Source organism: Streptomyces sp. NPDC088261 (assembly GCF_044740805.1).
Classification (GTDB): Bacteria; Actinomycetota; Actinomycetes; order Streptomycetales; family Streptomycetaceae; genus Streptomyces.
Map to the genome: position 1 here is coordinate 256,284 of NZ_JBIURL010000006.1, position 17,969 is coordinate 274,252.

The following is a 17,969-nucleotide window of genomic DNA, read 5'->3' on the forward strand; positions in this document are numbered from 1 at the left end:
GAGTTGTCCGTCGCAAAACCCCGCTACCGGGACCTGATGACCCGTGAGCTCCTGCTGTGGGCCCTGGTCGCACTGGCCAGCAAGGCCCCGGTGGCCATGGCACCGCTCGCGGTGGTGTTCCTGAGCCGGGAGAGCCAGGGGGGCTACACCCTGGGCGCGATCCTGGCCTCCGCGTACGTCCTCGGAGAGGTCGTCGGCGCCCCCCTGCTCGGGACCCGCCTCGGCCGCGGCCGGATGAGGCCGCAGCTGTCGGCCGGGCTGATGGTGGGAGCCCTCGCCTTCTGCGCCCTGCCGCTCGCGGCCTCCGCCCCGTCCGCCGTCCTGATCGGCCTCGCCTTCCTGGCCGGCGCGGCCCCGGCCGCCTGCCCCGGCGGCGTCCGCGTCATGCTGACGCGGCTGGTGGCCGACGACGCCGTACCGCGCGCCCTGAGCGCCGAGGCGACCCTGACCCAGATCACCTGGGCCGCGGCGCCCGGCCTGGTGGTCCTGCTCTCCCTCCAGGTGCACCCGGGAGCCCCGCTGATCCTGGGCGCGGTGCTGGCGGCCGCCGGCTCGCTCCTCGTGCTGCGGCTCCCGGAACCCCGGGTCGCCGAACCCACCGGGCGGACCGCGGCGCCGATGACGCGGACCCTGCTGTCCGGCTGGCCCGTCTACCTCACCAGCGCGGCCGCCATGGCGATGCTGGCCACCGCGGAACTCGTCCTGCCGGCCCTCCTGGAGGACCGGGACGTCGCCGTCGGGTGGTCGGGGCCGCTGCTCGCCGGATTCGCGCTGGCCAGCGCCGCCGGGGCGTTCTGCTACGGCCTGCGGAACTGGCCCGGCACCGTACGGGTCCAGAGCCTCGTGTTCCTCGCGGTCACCGCCGGCTGCGTCTGTCTGGTCGCGTTCCTGCCGGGCCTGCCGGGCATCGCCGCCGGCCTTCTCCTGGCGGGCGTCTTCCAGTCCGGGGTCATGGTCACCCGCAACCTCAGCCTCCGCGAGCGCCTGCCCGAACACGCCCACGCCGCCGCGTACTCCGTCATGTACGCGGTCCAGGGGGTGGGCTACAGCCTCACCGCGTCCCTGTCCGCCGTGGCGCTGAATCTGGCGACCCCTTCGGTCGCGATCCTCGGGGGTGTCGCCCTGACCCTGCTCATCACGGCCGTCAGCGCCGTCGCCGAACGCCCCTCCGCGCCCCGGGCCCCCGCCGAGCCGCCCGCCTTCGCCGAGGCGGACCACGGCCCCTGACCCAGCGGCCACGCGCTGCCTTCGCCGGGACGGGTTTGAGGACCGTGTTCGCGGCCAGACTCTTCGTCGAACTCCGTCAGCCACCCCTTCCGACCGGCTCGCAGTCCCCTCGGCGGTCGCCGGAAGCGCGGAGGTGTGGCCCGTCCCGGCGAGGTGGCAGCGTATGACCAGCGAAGGCAGTGAACACGAATGACCAGCGAAGCCAGCGAACGCGAACCGGCCCCGGACGTCGCCGACCGGCCCGGATCCGTACCGGAGCGGAAGCAGCGCATGCGGCGCCGCCTGGAACGGCTGATCGGGATCGCCGCCACGGAGGGCAACACGCTGCTCCCGCTGCGCAACGGGGACGAGATCTTCGCGGCGATGCTGGAGAGCATCCGCGGCGCCGAGTACACCATCGACATGATGACGTTCGTGTACTGGCGCGGTGAGATAGCCCGCCAGTTCGCGACGGCCCTGGCGGACCGGGCACGCGAAGGGGTCCGCGTACGGCTGCTGCTCGACGGCTTCGGCAGCAGGCTGATCGAGAAGGATCTGCTCGATCTGATGGCGGCGGCGGGCGCGCAGGTGGAGTGGTTCCGCAAGCCGCTCTACCTCTCGCCGCTGAAGCAGAACCACCGGTGCCACCGCAAGGTCCTCGTCGTGGACGAACGCGTCGCCTACACCGGCGGGGTGGGAATCGCCGAGGAGTGGTGCGGCAACGCGAGCAACGCGAACGAATGGCGGGACACCCACGTCCAGGTCCGCGGCCCCGCCGTCGACGGCATCGCCGCGGCCTTCGCGCAGAACTGGGCCGAGTGCCACGACACCCTCTTCGACACGCACGACCGCTTCACCGGCCACGAGCCGCAGGGGGACGCCGTCGTCCAGGTGGTCCGCGGTTCGGCGAGCTTCGGCTGGCAGGACATGCAGACCCTCCTGCGCGTCATGATCGAGTCGGCGCAGGAGCGGTTCCGCCTGGCCACCGCGTACTTCGCGCCCGATCCCTACTTCATCGAGCTGCTGTGCGCGGCGGCCCGGCGCGGCGTCACCGTGGAGATCCTGCTGCCCGGCCCCCACACCGACAAGCGGGTCTGCCAGCTGGCGGGCCAGAACCACTACGACGAACTGCTCGCCTGCGGAGTGGAGATCTTCGAGTACCAGCCGACGATGATGCACGCCAAGGTCATCACCGTCGACGGCGTCGCCGTCCTGATCGGCTCGACCAACTTCAACCGCCGCTCCCTCGACCACGACGAAGAGGTCATGCTCGCCGTCCTGGACGAGGACTTCACCGCCACCCTGGACGGCCACTTCGACGAGGACCTGGCGGTCAGCGAGCGGATCGAGAAGGGGCGCTGGAAGCGCCGCCCGACCGCGCAACGGCTGCGGGAGGCCGCCGTCACCCCCATCCGCCGGTTCCTGTGAGGCTCCGGAGCGGGGGGACGGGGTGGTGCCCGCGTGACACCGGCCGGGGTCAGGCCATGCGGTTGACGAGGGCCTGGCCGGAGGGGAGGCCGGCCACGAAGGCGCGGAGGAAATCGGTGAGTTGCGCGGTGTCGTGCGTGTCGGCCAGGGCGTCGATGGACCGGTAGAGCGTTTCCTCGATCTCCGCGATCCTGCGCGCCAGTTGGGCGCCGGCCGGGGTGAGCGCGATCTCGATGTGACGGCGGTCGTGCGCGGCCGCCTCACGGGTGACCAGGCCGGCGGAGACCAGCCGGTCCACGAGGCGGCTGGGACTGCCGTTCTCGCAGACCAGCAGGTCGCCCAGACCGTTCAGGGTGAGCGGTTGGCGCTCTTCCAGGACGCGGATGACCTCCGCCTGGGAGGTGGTGACCCCCAGGGGCTTGAGGGCCTGGCCGAGCAGCCGGTTGCCTTCACGTTGGGCGGCCAGGATCAGGTAGCGGAGTTCCTCGGCGGGACGCATGGCGGGCATGGGGACATTCTCCCTGATCGGCGGGGGCGGTTTCGTTCATACGGCCGCGCCCGCGAGGGGCCCCGCGTGGGCCGCGCGTTCGGTGAGCCGGTCCAGGCGCAGCTCGGCCACGCCCCGGTACGCCTTGGCGAGGGCGCGGGCCAACGGCCCCCGGTGCGTGAACGCGTGGGTGACCAGGGTGCCGCCGAGGTGCGGCTGGAGGCGCCAGGTGCCCGTCTCCTGGAAGCCGGGGACCTGCCAGGCGCAGTCGATCTCCCGCTCCTCGATACGGGTGTACTGCCAGGTCCCGGTCAGCCCGCCGATCACGGTGAGGGCGTACGGCACTCCGGTGGTGGCGCGGGCGGGCCCGTCGACGTGCTTGAACGCCGGGTTCCAGTCGCGCAGGGCGAGCGGGTCCAGGAGGGCGCGGCGGACCTGGGCGGGGGAGGCGTCGAGGAAACGGGTGGCTTGCTGGGTGGTCATGGCGGGTCCTTGTCTTGTCGGGGGTGCCAGGGGTGCGGGGTGTTTCGTGAGGCGTACGTGTACGGGCCCGCGCCCGCTCAGGCGTGGGCCGCTTCGGCGAGCCGGGTCCCGCGGGTGGCGGCGGCGAGAGCGGACGCGGCGCCGGGGTCGTGGGCGGCCAGTACGGTCAGGCCGGGGTCGCGCCGGCGCATCTCGTTGATCAGCGCGGTGGTGTCGGTGAGGCGCTTCCTCTCGCCCACGCCCGGGACGTGTCCCGCTTCGAGCAGGGCGGAGTCGTACGTCACGTCTCCGACCATGAGCAGCGGCGGGTGGTGGGGCCCGCGCACGAGCATCGACAGGGAACCCGGGGTGTGGCCCGGCGTGGGCAGCAGCACCATGCTGCCGTCGCCGAACAGGTCGTGTCCGCTGGTGAAGGGGGCGAGGGCGGGATCGGTGAGCGGCCGGGGATCGACGTGCTTCCAGCGCAGGCCGGGGATCTGGATGTGGGAGCGCAGCAACCCCTTCTGCTCGGGGGCCCGTTCACCCAGGGTCTCCCACTCGCGGCGGCTGACGACGATCTCGGCGTGGGTCAGTTCGCGCAGGCCGCCGATGTGGTCCTGGTGCAGGTGGGAGATGACGGCGGTGGTGACGTCGCGGATGTCGTACCCGATGGCGGCGAGCCGGGCGGTGAGGGTCTGGTGGGAGGCGATCTCGAAGCGGGCGAGCCGCTTGTAGATCAGCCCGACGGGGCCGCCGGGGAAGTAGGCCGGGTCGGTCACCGAGGCGCGGTCCTGGCCGGTGTCGAACAGCACGAGTCCGTCGCGGTGTTCGACCACGTACACATTGATCGGCAGCGGCTCGGTCCAGCGCCGCGAGGTGGCCAGCCACCAGTACACCGGCGTGCGGGTCGCGGCCCGGTGCTCGGGGCGGATCATCACCTCACCGGTGCTGACCACGGAGACGCGCTGGACGGGGGCGGGGTTCGGGTAGGTCGTCATAGAAGAAAGATGACACGACATGTATGTCGTGTCAAGTAATCTCCGTTCCGGGCGGCGACCGCCTTGCCCGGTCCCGAGGCGCCTGCCTGGAAGAGCACCGGTGTGCGCCGCGGCGACGGCGCGGACACGCCCTAGGCCAGCGCCTTGCGCGTGATGCTGGCGGCGTAGTTCGGGGTCTCCCGGTGGTTGTGGGCGTCCGAGGCCTCCTGGCGTGCTGACGCGGCCTGTTCGAACGTGATGCCGTTCGCCTCGTAGAACTCCATGCCCTCCGTGGTCGGATGGGCGAGGATGCTGTTGCTCAGCCGGCAGGTGCCGTCACCGTTGTCCGTGACACTGAGTTCCCAGATGCCCTGCGAGGTGGTCCAGCCGTTCGGTGTCAGCGCGTCGGAGAGCGACACCAGGCGCAGGTGGTGCTTCTCGAAGACGTCGTGCACGGCGTGCTGGATCGTCAGGGTGGTGCCGATCATCTCGACGTTCAGTGTCTCGCGGCGGCCGTCGTCGGTGATGCCGTGGGCGCAGGCCTTGTGTTCGCCCGGCGCGCAGCGCTGGTACTCGTCGTCCGACAGATTCCCCAGCCAGTCGGCGAGGTCGACCTGGTCGAACGGAGCGTCGACGGTCGCGTGGACCGTCGAGTCGGAGAGGACGAGATCGGTCAGCACCTTGTTCTCGTTCGTGTGCTCGCTCATGTGAGGTTCTTCCTTACCCGTGCGGGGTGGAGCGGGTGGGTGAGTAGTCCCCCTCACCTGCGACGGTAGCGCCTTCTCAGGACTCCGGCCCATCACCGCTGATGCTGGCGTTCATCATCAAGGATCGTTGGACGTGATGGGTGGCGCGGGGCGACGGTGGAAGGGCCGGCTTGATCCATCTGTCATGACGAGGAGGCGGGGATGTCCCTCCCGCTGCGCACCGCGAAGCAGCCCCTGCTCGATCCGTACGATCTCGGCGACGGGCTGACCCTGCGCAACCGCGTGGTCATGGCCCCGATGACCCGGGCCCGGGCGGAGAATCCGGAACTGGCCCCGACGGAGCTGCACAGCGCGTACTACCGGCAGCGCGCCGGCGCCGGCCTGATCGTGTCGGAAGGCACCTGGATCAGCGCAGGAGCGATCGGGGCGGTGCACGTACCCGGCATGTACAGCGAGGAACAGACCCGTGCCTGGGGGGAGGTCACCTCGGCGGTGCACGCCGAGGGCGGGACCATCTTCGCGCAGCTCGCGCACACCGGCGCCGCCTCGCATCCGGACTTCCACCAGGGCCGCCTGCCGGTCGCGCCCTCCGCGGTCAACCCCGGCGGCACGGTGTTCACACCGAACGGACTCACCCGCGTCGTCACGCCCCGCGCGCTGAGCGTGTCGCAGATCGCGGAGATCGTGGAGCAGTACCGGTCGGCCGCCGTCAACGCGAAGCTGGCCGGCTTCGACGGCGTGGAGCTGCACGCCCAACGGGGCTATCTGATCGCCCAGTTCCTGAACCCCGCGCTCAACCTGCGTACGGACGCCTACGGCGGCACCGCCGAGGGCCGCGCACGGTTCCTGTTCGAGGTGATCGACGCGGTGGTCGGTGTGTGGGGGCCGCACCGGGTGGGCGTCAAGTTCGCCCCGCACCAGGTGCTGGGCGGGTCGGCGGAGGCGTCGCCCGAGGTGCTGGCGGTCCACGAGTACGTGGCGGCCCGCCTCGACGACCACCCGCTGGCCTACCTGCACCTGATGATGACCCGGCAGCCCAACGTCCGGGTGACGCCGGAGCAGCGACTCGAATCGCTGGGACGGTTCCGGCCGTTGTACGGGGGGACCCTCATCGCGAACGCCGGCCTCGACCAGGAGTCGGGCAACGCCGTCATCGGCGAAGGCCTCGCCGACCTGGTGTCGTTCGCGGCGCTGTTCATCAGCAACCCCGACCTGCCGAAGCGCTTCGCCCACCACCTCCCGCTCGCCGACGGCGACCGCGAGACGTTCTACCAGGGCGGCTCCCGCGGCTACACCGACTACCCGCCGGCCGCGGAAGCCGTCGCCGTCCCTTCACCGACCTCGTCCACCGGTGCGACGGAACCCCGGGGAGCATCGCTGTGATCGCACCACTCGAAGGCAGGATCGCCGTTGTCACCGGCGGCTCGTCCGGTATCGGGCGAGCCATCGCCGCCGAGTTCGTGGCGGAAGGAGCCCGCGTCTACCTCCCGGGCCGCAGGAAGGCCGAACCGGACGCCTCGGTCCCGGAGATCGGTCCCGGACCGTACGGCGTCCGCACCGACGCGTCCGACCCGCGCGCCGCTCGCGCGGGCGCTCCGGCGTCTGCTGCGCCCCTACCCGGCGGACGGGTCCGCCGACCTCTCGGACGTACGGGCCGGTACGCGACCAGGCCGCCGCCCTCCTGGACGTGGACGCGGCGCCGATGCCCGTACCGGAGCGAGTGGGCCGGCTCCGGCACACGTACTGGCGCGGCGGCCCGCAAACGCAGAGTGTTTCCGCCCGGAGCGCCGTCCGGGGGCCGGGGACGGCCTCGATCGACCGTCCGTCGGCGGTTCGTCGACACCACGTCGACAGGGCTCCTGTCGTATGGGCCCATGCCGAATTCATCGAAGCGCGACGTCCTGGCCGCCGGGCACCGGGTGATCGTCCCGGCCGACGGGGCCGTCCTCGTCGCCACCGGCCGGATGGCCCGGCTGAGCGTCGACCCGGAGGCCCGTACGGTACGGGTCGGGAGCGATCTGGCAGCAGGTGGTCGACGCGGCCGCCCCCCACGGGTCGCCCCGTCAACGGCTCCTCCCCGCTCGTCGGGGTCGTCCGCCACACCCTCGGCGGCGGCCTCAGCCCGGCGATGGGCCGCGCCCACGGCTGGGCGAGCGACCACGTCACCTCGATCGACGTCGTCACCGCCGACGGCACCCCGCACCACGTGGACGCCACCACGGGACCCGGCCCCTTCCGGGCCCCGCGCGGCGGCAAGAGCGACTTCGGCGTCGTCAGGGCCATGGAGTTCGCCCTGTTCCCCGTCACCCACCTGTGGGCGTGCGGCCTGTTCTTCGCCGGGGACGATACGGAAACGGCCCTGCGCGCCTACGCGGACCTCGTCCGGATCGGTCGATCCGGCGCCGTTCTCGGAGTACACCCCTCCACTGTCGGCGCTGACGCCCGGCGCCCTCGACGCGGTCCTGGCGGCGCCGGGAACGGGCGCGGACTGGCCGGTGCAGTTCGTCGAACCGCGCCACCTCGGCGGCGCGCCCGGCCGCCCGGCGGACCACGCCGTCGGCAACCGGAACGCGCGCCACGCCCTGGGGACCGTGGCCTTCGGGACACCCGGCGAACTCGCCGTACAGGGCGCCTACGCCGGCCAACCGCCGGCCCGGGTGCGTCCCTGGTCCACCGACGGCCGCCGTCTCAACTTCCTCGCCGCGCACCACAGTTCCGTACCGGACGTGTGGGACGTGCGTGCCTCGTACGACGCGGACGCCTACCGCCCCCTGCGCGAGGTCGAGCGCCGGTACGACCCCCGCAACCTGTTCCGCCTCAACCACACCATCCCGCCCTCGGAGGCCACGAAATGACCGACACCACGCTCCAGCTCCTCGCCGACCGCGCCGCCATCGCCGACACACTGCACCGCTACACGGCGGGGCTGGACTTCGGCGACGCCGACCTGCTCGCGTCCTCACTGACCGAGGACGCCACGGTCGACCTGACCCCCGCCACCGGCAAGATCGGCCTGGACTTCCCCGTGCTGGCGCCGCGCGAGACCGTCGTGGGGGTGCTGATCCCCGCGGTGGGCCCCCTGGACACCAGCCACGTGGTCAGCAACATCCGCACGACGGTCGACGGCGACACCGCCAACGCCCGGGCCTACGCGATGGCCCAGCACTTCCCGCCCGGCGACGGACCGAAGCCGGACCGCACGCGCCAGGCGCTGATGATGAACCGTTACGACGCCGATCTGGTGCGCGACGGCGAGATCTGGCGCATCAGGCGCCTCACCATCGACAGCGCGTGGTTCTCCGGCGACCCGACCGTCCTGCTGGGGGAGTGACCGTCCGCCGGACGTCATGCCACCGGGGTGGGCCCTCCCGTTCTCAGGGAGTGCCCACCCCGGGGCCGTACGGCTCAGTGTTTCCTCAGCGGTTCACGAACCGAGCACCGACACCGAGACCACCCGCGCGTCGTTCGCCCCCCGTCCCTCGACGGCGAACGCCACATAGCGCGCGCCCGCCGAGGTGACCAGCGAGCCGGTACGGCTCCTGACCCGCAGTCGTCCCGCCGGTGTGTACGTCAGCCCGTCCGTGCTGAACTCCACCTTGGCGGCCGGGATCCGGCCGCCCGTCCAGGCCACCCGCACCTCACCGACCGGGATCACGGCGCCCAGGTCCACCACCATCCGGCCGTGCGCACCCGGGTTCCAGGCGGTGTGCGGGTCACCGTCCACCGCGGCCGCCGGATCGGACATCCCGGACGGCAGCGGGGCCGTGGGGAACGTGATCCGCCCAAGGGCGAGGTCGTCGAGCGGATAGGCGGTGACGCCCGACACCGACACCCGCTCGGTGCGCCCCTTCCGTACGGTGACGTGGACGACCTTGCCGCTCGTGGTGGTCAGGACGAGCTGGCAGGACGGCCCCGAGAACACGACCGTCGCCGCGTCCACCACCTCGGCGCGCACCCCCACCGGGACGCGCGTGCCGCTGCCCGGCCGCAGGGTGAACCGGGCGGGCGCGATCACGGCCGACGCGGCGGCGAGCTGGGCGACATGGTCGGTGCCGGTCGCCGTGACGGTCTGGATCCCCGCGTACAGATGGACCGTACGGGTGTCCTGGACCACGGACACCGTGGTCTTCACCGCGGCGGCCGACAGGTTGAAGAGGCTCAGGTGGCCTCCGGCGATGCTCGCCTTCACCGCCGTACTGGCGGCGACCGGCGCCGGGCGGGCCGCGGCGGCCTTCACGTCGGCCGCGGACTTCCCCACGTACCCCTCGATCACCACGGGCCCGGCGGGCCCGTCGGACAGGACGAGGATGTCGTCGGAGACGGTGAGCGGGTTCTTCGCGCCGCGGACGACAAATCCGGCCCGGCCGTCGACATCGACCCAGCCGCCGTCGCTGGTGAGATTCGGACGCGGATACCGTACGAGATCCGTCCACGCCTTGCCGTCCGCCGAGCCCTGGACGACGTAACCCCGCCCGGCCGCCGCCTCCCAGCGCAGGGTGAGGCGGTCGAAGCTCTGCTCCGCGCCCAGGTCGACCGCGAGCCAGCTGTCCGCCTTGGGGCGGTCGGCGAGCGACACCGCCCAGCGGGTCGTGAGGTCGCCGTCGATGGCGAGGGGTGCGCCCTTGCCGGGGTCGGCGGAGGAGGCCGTGGCCGTGCCGCTCCGCGCGAGGTCGGTGCCGGCGGCGCCGTCGCGTATCTCGACCGCGAACAGCGAGTACCCGTACCGGGGATCGGGGCTGATGCCCTGGACCCGCACGTGACGGTACGACGCCCGGGTGAAGGTGAGGTCGTCGGTACGCCCCGTCGTGGACGGCGGCGCGGTGCCCGCGTCCTTGGCCGTGACGCTGACGCTGCCCTCGGCGGTGGTGTACGTACGGCTGCCGTCCAGACCGGCGACGCCCGGCATCGTCAGGTTCCACACCTCGATGTGTCCCTCGCCCGCCGCGACCCCGGTGGACGCGTAGACGACGTCACCGGTGGGCAGGGTGGTGAATCCGGCGAAGCCGGTGCCGAGGGTGAACACCGAGGCGCTGCCGTCGAATCCGTCCCTGACCTTGCGGTACGTGGAGACGTGGCGGGTGGTCGTACCGCCCGCGACCGACGGCAGGAACATGGGTGTGGTGCCGCTCAGCGAGAACAGCCAGTCGTCGTGGGCCGGCTGCCAGCAGAACTTGAGGAAGCCCTGCTTGCTGACGGCCGCCGCCCAGGCGGCCGGGGTCTGGTGCGCGACCAGCCCGGGGCCCGCGCCGAAGTCCTTCACCCCGCTCGCCCGCGCGAACAACTCCGCGTCGGTGAGGGGCCGGACGGCCGCGCCGTGCGCGTTCCGCCACTCGTGCAGCAGATAGCTGATGGCGACCTCGGCGCGGGCCTCCGGCTCGTACTTGGGCTCGCCGGAGAACTTGGTGAGCCGGTAGGCCGGCGCGTACGCCTGGTACGCGGCCAGCCGCTCCGCGAGCGCTGCCTCGGAGCGGGCCGCGGCCCGGTCCCCCAACACCTGGGCCAGGAAGGCGATCGGGATGACGTCACGCCCGTACAGGTGCTCGCGGTCGTTGACCATGGGCATCAGCGGTTCGCCCGCGTCGCTCATGACGGTGAGCAGGGTGTCCCAGAGCGGGCCCGCGTTGGGCTGCGCGGTGAGGACCTGGGGGAGGGGACGCCCGGCGGTGATGAAGTGGGCCGCGTTACGCCCGGAGGTGCGCCACAACTCCTCCTGGTAGTGCGGTCCGAAGGAGTTGTGGTTCTCGACGATGAACGTGTCGTACAGGTTCTGCGCCGTGTTGGCGCTGACCGCGACACCGTCCACGAGGGCGGGGTTGGCGAGGTCCGCGGCGGGCAGGCCGGCCTCGTTGCGGCTCCACCGGCCGAAGGCGTCGCTCCAGGCCTTGTACCGTTCGTCGTCAGAGGCCCAGGCGAGGCCCGGCGCGAGGGACTGGGCGTAGACGCCCATCTCCTCCAGCTTCGTGTCACCCACGTAACCGCCGGTCAGGCCGTTGGGCGTCCAGCCGCCCGAGGCGGGGTCGTTGGCCGGGCCGAGGGCGGTGGTGTACGCGGCCTGGGCGCGGACGATGGTGTCGATGTTGCCCCGGGTCGTGTCGTCCAGCTGGTCCCACAGGAGCCGGGCGGCGAGCACGAAGTACAGCTGGAACGTGGTGTCGAAGAACAGGGTACGACCCCATTCGGAGCCGCCCGTCAGGCGGTTCGACGCCGCGAAGTGCGTGATCGTGGCGAGGGTGCGCGAGCGCAGGGTCTCCTTGTCGACGCCCGCTTCCGCGGCGTCGTAGGTGCCCCGGGTGAGCAGGATTGCGTGTCCGAGGACCACCGCGAACCCGAAGTCCTTGGCGGTGTAGTAGCCCTTGGCCGCGTCCCACTGCGTCTCCGACCAGCGGGTGTGCGTGAGCAGCGCCTTGTGGTACGCGGCGGCCACCTCGTCCGGCGGCGCCGCGTGGGGCTTCTTCCCGTGGTGACCGGACGCCATGGCCGGTCCGGCCTCGGCGAGGGAAAGCGGCACCGCGGTCAATGCGGCGGTCAGCCCGGCGAGTTGGGCGAAACGGCGCCTGTTCAGTTCGGCCGGTTGATGTGTCACGCGCATGCACCTCCTGGGCACGAGGCTTCGACAACGTTGTCAAGCGCGCTCATTGTTAGACCGCCTTCGCCGGGACGTCAAGGAGTTCGACCGGTACGGACGCGCGCCGGTCCTGCCGGGCCGGTGGTACGGACTCGCGGCTTTCCTACCGGCCGGTGAGTTCGCGCGGTACCGGATTGCGCTCCCTGAGCAGGTCAAGGAACGCCTCCGTCGTCGCGCCGGGACGCCGGTTCGCGGCGGTGGCGACGGTGAGTTGCCAGCGCAGTTCGTGGTCGGCGACCTCCAGGACGTCCAGGCCCGTGTGGTCACCGACGAGGAAGCGGCTGAGGAATCCGATCCCGAGCCCCGCGCGGATGTAGTGCGCGGCGGTGCCGATGTCGGCGACCTCCAGGGTCACTTCGCGCTCGACCCCCGCGGCGGCGAACGCCCGGTCGACCAGGACGCGGTTGCCGAAACCCCGCGGGGAGTCGACGAAGGGGAACTCGCCCAGCTGCGCCAGCGACACCCGGCCCGTTCCGGCGAGGGGATGGGCGCGGGGCACGTACAGGAAGAGGGGCGCCGTGGCCAGCAGCCGGGTGTCCAGGCCGGCCGGGGCCGGGCCGGGCAGGGACAGGAAGGCGACGTCGAGCTGCCCGTCCCGCAACTGCCGCGCCAGCCCGGCCGATCCGGCCGACGCCGCCCTGAGCCGTACGGTGACCGCCGGGTGCCGGTCCCGGAAGGCGCTCAGCAGCTCCGGGAGATCGGTGACGTCGATCGAGGTCAGCGTGCCCACCGTCACCTCGCCCTGGAGGGTGCCCTGGGTCCGGTGCACGGCGTCCTTGGCCGCGCTCGCGGCGCTGAGTGTGTCCCGGGCCCGGGGCAGGAAGGCCCGTCCGGCGGCCGTCAGTGTGACGGCGTGGGGGCTTCGGTCGAACAGGGCGGAGCCCAGCTCCCGTTCCAGCGCCTTGACGGTCGCCGACACCCCCGACTGGACCACGTGCAGGGCCCGCGCGGCCCGGGTGAAGCTGCCGGTGTCGGCGACCGCGAGGAAGTATTCGAGGTGGCGTAGCTCCATGGCCCGATTATCACACGCGGTGCTGATCTCCATTACGAGAAATCGCTGGCCGCGATGGTGGGGGAGTGTGACCGTCGAGGAGGCGGCCCGCGCGGAGCGGGACGCCGAAGGAGCGGTTGTCGAATTCCGGACAGCACACCTCTTGACTTCCTGGCCGGATCTGGCTGACTGTTGCTCTCGTACGCAAACCGGTTTGCATCGAAGGAGCGCAGATGAAGGAGACGGGCGGTGCGCCTGCGGGGATCCCCGAGCAAACCGGTTTGGAGAGCGAGGGGTCGGGCGAGGGGCCGGGCGAGAGAGCGAAGGGGCCCGCGACCATCTCCGACGTCGCCGCCCGCGCCGGGGTGAGCAAGACGACCGTCTCGCACGTCCTGTCCGGCCGGCGCCCCGTCTCCGAGGCCACCCGCCGCAAGGTCACCCGGGCGGTCGAGGAGATGGGGTTCCAGCAGAACTTCTTCGCACTCGGCCTGTCGGGACGGCGCAGCCAGACCGTCGCCCTGGTCGTCCAGGACCTGACCAACCCGTTCTACCCCGCCCTCGCCCGGGGCCTCCAGCAGGCGGTCGGCGGGCGGGACTACGTCGTGCTGCTGGCCGACGTCGGCGCCGGCACACCACCGATCGAGGCGTTCCTCAACGAGGCCGTCCAGCGCCGGGTCGACGGAGTGGTCGTGGCCGCCGTCGACGTACCGGACCGGCTGCTCGAACCGCTGCTCGCCTCGGGCGCCCGGGTGGTGACCGTCGGCTCGCCCCGGCACGGCACGTCGACCGACGTGGTGTCCTCCGACGACGAGAGGATCGCCGCCGACGCGGTCGCCCACCTGTACGGCCGGGGACACCGGACCCTCGGCATCATCTCCGGTCCCGTCCGGGTCGCCCCCGGATCCGCGCGCCTCGACGGCTACCGGCAGGCCCTGCGCGACCACGGCCTGCGGCCGCTGCGGGCGGCCGAGGCGGTGGGGGACTGGACGCGCGAGTCCGGGGCCAGGGCGATGCACCGGCTGATGGACCTGGAACGGCGGCCGACCGCGGTGTTCTGCGCCAACGACCTCATGGCCATCGGCGCGCTCGACGCGGCCCGCGCGCTCGGCCTGTCGGTCCCCGCCGATGTCGCCGTCCTGGGCGTGGACGACATCGACGCGGCCAGCCTCGTCAGCCCCTCCCTGACCACCGTACGGGTGCCGGCCCAGGAGATCGGGCGGGTGGCGGGAGAGCTGCTGCTCGCCCGCATGGACGCCCCCTCCCAGACACCCCGCCGGGTCCTGGTCCAGCACCACCTCGTTCATCGCGAATCTGCCTGAGGAGCCCACCGCTCGTGCACGACGTACTCGACCCACGCGATCTCGTCCCCGACGAAGCCGAACAGCTTCTGTCCTCGGGGTACGCGGCCGGAGAGCTGCTGGACGCGGCCCGCCGGGCCGCCGCGGCCGACGACCTCGCGGAACTGGCCTCCATAGCGGACGCGCTCGCCGCCCTGCCGCGCTCCCCGGGCTGGGACTTCGACGAACCCTCCGACCCCGAGGAGATATGGGCGACCCTCGCCCCGCCGCCGTCGCCCGCCAGGACCGTCGTCGCGGCGGAGCTTCCCACCCGCCTGGCGGGTGCCTGGCTGGGACGGTGTGTGGCCAACACGATGGGCAAGCCCGTCGAGGGACTGACCCGCGACGAGGTCGGCGTCTACCTGCGGGCCGCCGGCCAGTGGCCGCAGACCGGCTTCGTACCGCTGCTGGACGAGCTGCCCGCCGGGGTCAGCCACCTGCACGAATCGGCCCCCTTCGCGGCGGCCGGCCGCTTCGACGCCGTCCCCCGGGACGACGACCTGGACTGGACGATCCTCGGCCTGCACCTCCTGGAGACGTACGGGCGCCGTCTCACCACGGAGGACATCGGCCACGAGTGGCTCGACCGCATCCCCTTCACCCAGACCTTCACCGCCGAGCGCGCGGCGTACCGCAACCTCGTCCACGGCCTGCGGACACCGGAGACGGCCACGCACGACAACCCGTACCGTGAATGGATCGGTGCGCTGATCCGTACCGACATCTACGGTTACGTCCGGCCGGGCGACCCACGCGCCGCGGCGAGGATGGCACTCACCGACGCGGTCCTGTCGCACACCGCCAACGGGATCTACGGCGCGATGTGGTCGGCCGCCCTGGTCGCCGAGGCTTTGGTCTCCACCGGGCCGGCAGACGCCCTGCGCGCCGCGCTCACCGTCGTCCCCCCGCGCTCCCGGCTCCACGCGAGCCAGGCCGGGGTGCTGCGCCTCTTCGAGCAGGGTGCCACCGCCCGGGCGGCGCAGGACTGGATCGACCGGGAGCTGGGCCACTACAACTGGGTGCACACCGTCAACAACGCCGCCATCATCGCTGCGGCACTGTTGTGGGGCGAGGGCGACTTCGTCCGTACGGTGGCCCTCGCCGTCGCCGCCGGCCGTGACACCGACTCCACCGCGGCCACCGTCGGCAGTGTGTTCGGCGCCCTGCACGGGCCCGGCGCCGTCCCCGCCCGGCTGGTGGAGCCGACCGGCGGAGTGGTCCGCAGCGCCGTCCAGGGCTTCGACCGGATCACCGTCACCGAACTCGCCGCACGGACCGAAGCCGTCCGTGCCGCCCTCGAACAGGAAGTGCCCGCATGACCGCCACCCGCAGGATCGTGATCGACACCGACCCCGGTCTGGGCGAACCCGGATCCGACATCGACGACGGCCTGGCCATCGCGCTGGCCCTGCGCTCGCCGGAACTGACCGTCGAGGCGCTGACCGTCGTCAACGGCAACGTCGACGTCGACACGGGGGTCGACGTCGCCAGGCGTCTCGTCGGGCGCCTCGGCCACCCGGACCTGCCGGTCCTGCGCGGCGCCGACCGTCCGCTGCTGCGCGACATGGCCCCCGTCCGGGCGCTGTTCGACGACGTGGCCGGGGACCATCCGGTCCGGACGGCGGCGGAGGACCGGATCGGACCGACGACGGACGTCACCGCCGCCGAGTACCTGGTGGAGCTGGCGGCCGCGTACCCCGGCGAGATCTCGGTCGTCGCCATCGGCCCCATGACCAACCTCGCGCTGGCGCTGCGCCTCGACCCGGAATTCGCCCGGAACGTGGCGGAGATCATCATGATGGCGGGCTCCGCCACCGGGTACGCCCAGAACATCACCGTCGTCGGTGACTTCAACGCCTACGTGGACCCCGAGGCCCTCGCGATCGTCCTGGCCAGTGGTGCCCCGCTCCGTATGGTGGGCATCGACCAGACCTCGCGCGTACGGCTCACCCGCGACGACGCGGCGGTCCTGTCCCGCGGGGACTCCTTCGGCCGCTGGGCCGGGGAGTGCGCGCTGGCCTGGATCGACTTCCTGGCCAGGGCCTTCCCGCTGCGCGAGGAGCACCGGGACGCGTGCTTCCTGCACGACCCCCTCGTGGTGGCGGCGTTCCTCGACCCGTCCCTGTGCGCGTGGGCCGACGCGCACGTCGTCACCGACACCACCAGCGAGCTGGCCCGGGGCCTGGTCGTCGCCGACCGCGGACTCGCCCTCGCCCCACCCCTCGGACCCCCCAACGCCTCGGTCGCCGTCGACACCGACGTGCCTGGCTTCGGCCGCCTCTTCCTCGATCGCCTCACCGGTACGCCCGCCGGCGATTGACCGCAATCCCATGACCGTCAGAGAGGACCGTCATGAAGTTCCCCCTCCTCACCCGCCCCGTCCGGGCGGCCGCACCACTCGTCGGCGGCGCGGTCGCCGTGGCCCTGCTGATCACCGGCTGCGGATCCGGCGGTGACTCCTCCGGCGGCGCCCAGCAGCCCGCGGGTCTCACCCCGGCCACCGGTCTCAAGGATCCGGCCACGCCGGTCACCATCACCTACGCCGGCGCCGCCTACGCGGCCGACGACATCAAGCCGGTCCTCGCGGCCTTCCACCAGGAACACCCGAACATCACCGTCGACTACCAGGCGGTCCCGTTCGACCAGTTCAACAGCGTCCTGAGCACCCGCCTGAGCCGCAAGGACGCGACCCTCGACGTGTACGACGTCGACATGCCCCGTACCGACGCGTACCAGGCACGCGGCTGGCTCACCGACCTGTCGAAGGCGTTCCCCGACCTCGCGGGACAGGTCGACAAGGCGTCCCTGGACGCCGCGACCAGTGACGGAAAGCTCGTCACGATGCCGTACCAGACGTCGAGCCAGCTCCTCTACTACAACAAGGCGCTGCTCAAGAAGGCCGGCGTCGCCTTCCCCTCGGCGAAGCCCGGTGACCGCCTGACCTGGGAGGCGGTCACCGCCGACGCCAAGAAGACCCAGCAGGCCGGCGCCACGTACGGACTGGTCTTCGACCAGGTCAACCGGTACTACCAATTGCAGCCCCTGGCCGAGAGCCTCGGCGGCGGCCCGGGCGCCGGCGGCGACAAGAACCTGACCCCCGCGCTCCAGACTGGGGGCTGGGAGAAGTCGATGGACTGGTACGGGTCGCTGTTCAAGGACAAGATCTCCCCGCGCGGCGTCCCGGTGGCACAGACCCCCGACCTCTTCGCCTCCGGCCAGGTCGCGTTCTTCCCGGGCGGCCCCTGGTGGGGGCCCAAGTTCGCCGCGAACGCGAAGCTGGACTTCGGCGTCACCGCCTACCCGTACTTCGAGGGCGGCAAGGCGGTCACCCCCACCGGCGGCTGGTCCCTCGGGCTGAACCCCGCGAGCAAGAAGGCGGTCGCCTCCGAGATCTTCATGAAGTTCATGGGCCTCGACAAGGGCGGCTTCGCCCAGTACATGCCGAGCCTGGCGGTCCCGCCGTCCAACACGGCCGGTACGGCGAGCTTCTACGACGAGAAGATCTTCAAGGACCCCCGCATGGCGGGCGCCGTGGACCTGACCAAGTACGAACTGGCCCACACCGCCACCCTGCGTGCCAGGACCACCGGCTACGTCGAGTTCGAGGACACGCTCTCCAAGACCTTCGACGACATCAGTAACGGCGCCTCCGCGAAGAGCGCGCTGTCGTCGGCCACCAGCACGATCAACCAGGCGTGGGCGAAGTACCGCTGACTCCTGCGAGCCGGCCGGCCGGGGCGAGCCGATGG

General features: G+C 72.1%; 15 protein-coding genes and 1 pseudogene. 10 read left to right on the forward strand and 6 right to left on the reverse strand.

From position 1 onward, the window contains the following. Window positions 1-36 precede the first annotated feature (36 nt). Together ACIODU_RS14995 and ACIODU_RS15000 are read left to right on the forward strand one after the other, a co-directional pair. Complete coding sequence (locus ACIODU_RS14995) at window positions 37-1,227, forward strand: MFS transporter (RefSeq protein WP_401767677.1); 1,191 nt, start codon at window positions 37-39, stop codon at window positions 1,225-1,227. A 189-nt stretch (window positions 1,228-1,416) separates the two neighbouring features. Continuing rightward, the gene (locus tag ACIODU_RS15000; RefSeq protein WP_401767679.1) at window positions 1,417-2,634 is read left to right on the forward strand and encodes a phosphatidylserine/phosphatidylglycerophosphate/cardiolipin synthase family protein; all 1,218 of its coding nucleotides are present in this window, start codon (window positions 1,417-1,419) and stop codon (window positions 2,632-2,634) included. 49 nt (window positions 2,635-2,683) lie between these two features. Here the strand turns inward: ACIODU_RS15000 and ACIODU_RS15005 are convergent, their stop codons facing one another. The 4 genes from ACIODU_RS15005 to ACIODU_RS15020 form a co-directional block, all read right to left on the reverse strand. Further along, entirely contained in the window at window positions 2,684-3,142 is a 459-nt protein-coding gene (locus ACIODU_RS15005; protein ID WP_401767681.1) for a MarR family winged helix-turn-helix transcriptional regulator, read from the reverse strand. 36 nt (window positions 3,143-3,178) lie between these two features. Next, complete coding sequence (locus ACIODU_RS15010; protein WP_401767683.1) at window positions 3,179-3,604, reverse strand: SRPBCC family protein; 426 nt, start codon at window positions 3,602-3,604, stop codon at window positions 3,179-3,181. 77 nt (window positions 3,605-3,681) lie between these two features. Then, on the reverse strand, window positions 3,682-4,581 hold the full coding sequence (locus tag ACIODU_RS15015; protein ID WP_401767685.1) for an N-acyl homoserine lactonase family protein: 900 nt from the start codon (window positions 4,579-4,581) through the stop codon (window positions 3,682-3,684). Between the two features lie 131 nt (window positions 4,582-4,712). Next, window positions 4,713-5,267, reverse strand: a complete 555-nt coding sequence (locus tag ACIODU_RS15020) for a hypothetical protein (protein ID WP_401767687.1) — start codon at window positions 5,265-5,267, stop codon at window positions 4,713-4,715. A 201-nt stretch (window positions 5,268-5,468) separates the two neighbouring features. Here ACIODU_RS15020 and ACIODU_RS15025 point away from each other — a divergent pair, with 201 nt between their 5' ends. The 4 genes and pseudogenes from ACIODU_RS15025 (at window position 5,469) to ACIODU_RS15040 (ending at window position 8,598) form a co-directional block, all read left to right on the forward strand. Beyond that, window positions 5,469-6,650 carry an alkene reductase gene (locus ACIODU_RS15025; RefSeq protein WP_401767688.1) on the forward strand — a complete coding sequence of 394 codons (1,182 nt, stop codon included), beginning with the start codon at window positions 5,469-5,471 and terminating at the stop codon, window positions 6,648-6,650. Next, a pseudogene (locus ACIODU_RS15030) lies at window positions 6,647-6,793 on the forward strand (SDR family NAD(P)-dependent oxidoreductase); the annotation flags it as partial. The gene ACIODU_RS15025 and the pseudogene ACIODU_RS15030, both read left to right, overlap by 4 nt. Window positions 6,794-7,762: 969 nt before the next feature. After that, on the forward strand, window positions 7,763-8,122 hold the full coding sequence (locus ACIODU_RS15035; RefSeq protein WP_401767890.1) for a BBE domain-containing protein: 360 nt from the start codon (window positions 7,763-7,765) through the stop codon (window positions 8,120-8,122). Further along, window positions 8,119-8,598: a nuclear transport factor 2 family protein gene (locus ACIODU_RS15040; RefSeq protein WP_401767690.1), complete on the forward strand. Its 480-nt coding sequence runs from the start codon at window positions 8,119-8,121 to the stop codon at window positions 8,596-8,598. The genes ACIODU_RS15035 and ACIODU_RS15040 overlap by 4 nt, the downstream gene beginning before the upstream one ends. A gap of 93 nt (window positions 8,599-8,691) precedes the next feature. Here ACIODU_RS15040 and ACIODU_RS15045 read toward each other — a convergent pair whose 3' ends face one another. Beyond that, window positions 8,692-11,856 (reverse strand): discoidin domain-containing protein, encoded by a 3,165-nt coding sequence (locus tag ACIODU_RS15045; protein WP_401767692.1) that lies wholly within the window; start codon window positions 11,854-11,856, stop codon window positions 8,692-8,694. A 139-nt stretch (window positions 11,857-11,995) separates the two neighbouring features. Next, window positions 11,996-12,904: a LysR family transcriptional regulator gene (locus tag ACIODU_RS15050; protein WP_401767694.1), complete on the reverse strand. Its 909-nt coding sequence runs from the start codon at window positions 12,902-12,904 to the stop codon at window positions 11,996-11,998. Between the two features lie 212 nt (window positions 12,905-13,116). Here ACIODU_RS15050 and ACIODU_RS15055 point away from each other — a divergent pair, with 212 nt between their 5' ends. The 4 genes from ACIODU_RS15055 to ACIODU_RS15070 are packed head-to-tail and all read left to right on the forward strand — an operon-like array spanning window position 13,117 to window position 17,934. Further along, on the forward strand, window positions 13,117-14,202 hold the full coding sequence (locus ACIODU_RS15055; protein WP_401767696.1) for a LacI family DNA-binding transcriptional regulator: 1,086 nt from the start codon (window positions 13,117-13,119) through the stop codon (window positions 14,200-14,202). 14 nt (window positions 14,203-14,216) lie between these two features. Then, window positions 14,217-15,539 carry an ADP-ribosylglycohydrolase family protein gene (locus ACIODU_RS15060; protein WP_401767698.1) on the forward strand — a complete coding sequence of 441 codons (1,323 nt, stop codon included), beginning with the start codon at window positions 14,217-14,219 and terminating at the stop codon, window positions 15,537-15,539. Next, window positions 15,536-16,540: a nucleoside hydrolase gene (locus ACIODU_RS15065; protein WP_401767700.1), complete on the forward strand. Its 1,005-nt coding sequence runs from the start codon at window positions 15,536-15,538 to the stop codon at window positions 16,538-16,540. The genes ACIODU_RS15060 and ACIODU_RS15065 overlap by 4 nt, the downstream gene beginning before the upstream one ends. A 32-nt stretch (window positions 16,541-16,572) precedes the next feature. Beyond that, window positions 16,573-17,934, forward strand: a complete 1,362-nt coding sequence (locus ACIODU_RS15070; protein ID WP_401767701.1) for an ABC transporter substrate-binding protein — start codon at window positions 16,573-16,575, stop codon at window positions 17,932-17,934. The last annotated feature ends 35 nt before the right edge of the window (window positions 17,935-17,969 follow it).

Excerpts from the sequence above, each read along its gene's own strand:
- ACIODU_RS14995 (WP_401767677.1), top strand. The coding sequence starts at position 37 with ATGACCCGTGAGCTCCTGCTGTGGGCCCTGGTCGCACTGGCCAGCAAG.
- ACIODU_RS15000 (WP_401767679.1), top strand. The coding sequence starts at position 1,417 with ATGACCAGCGAAGCCAGCGAACGCGAACCGGCCCCGGACGTCGCCGAC.
- ACIODU_RS15005 (WP_401767681.1), bottom strand. The coding sequence starts at position 3,142 with ATGCCCGCCATGCGTCCCGCCGAGGAACTCCGCTACCTGATCCTGGCC.
- ACIODU_RS15010 (WP_401767683.1), bottom strand. The coding sequence starts at position 3,604 with ATGACCACCCAGCAAGCCACCCGTTTCCTCGACGCCTCCCCCGCCCAG.
- ACIODU_RS15015 (WP_401767685.1), bottom strand. The coding sequence starts at position 4,581 with ATGACGACCTACCCGAACCCCGCCCCCGTCCAGCGCGTCTCCGTGGTC.
- ACIODU_RS15020 (WP_401767687.1), bottom strand. The coding sequence starts at position 5,267 with ATGAGCGAGCACACGAACGAGAACAAGGTGCTGACCGATCTCGTCCTC.
- ACIODU_RS15025 (WP_401767688.1), top strand. The coding sequence starts at position 5,469 with ATGTCCCTCCCGCTGCGCACCGCGAAGCAGCCCCTGCTCGATCCGTAC.
- ACIODU_RS15040 (WP_401767690.1), top strand. The coding sequence starts at position 8,119 with ATGACCGACACCACGCTCCAGCTCCTCGCCGACCGCGCCGCCATCGCC.
- ACIODU_RS15045 (WP_401767692.1), bottom strand. The coding sequence starts at position 11,856 with ATGCGCGTGACACATCAACCGGCCGAACTGAACAGGCGCCGTTTCGCC.
- ACIODU_RS15050 (WP_401767694.1), bottom strand. The coding sequence starts at position 12,904 with ATGGAGCTACGCCACCTCGAATACTTCCTCGCGGTCGCCGACACCGGC.
- ACIODU_RS15055 (WP_401767696.1), top strand. The coding sequence starts at position 13,117 with ATGAAGGAGACGGGCGGTGCGCCTGCGGGGATCCCCGAGCAAACCGGT.
- ACIODU_RS15065 (WP_401767700.1), top strand. The coding sequence starts at position 15,536 with ATGACCGCCACCCGCAGGATCGTGATCGACACCGACCCCGGTCTGGGC.
- ACIODU_RS15070 (WP_401767701.1), top strand. The coding sequence starts at position 16,573 with ATGAAGTTCCCCCTCCTCACCCGCCCCGTCCGGGCGGCCGCACCACTC.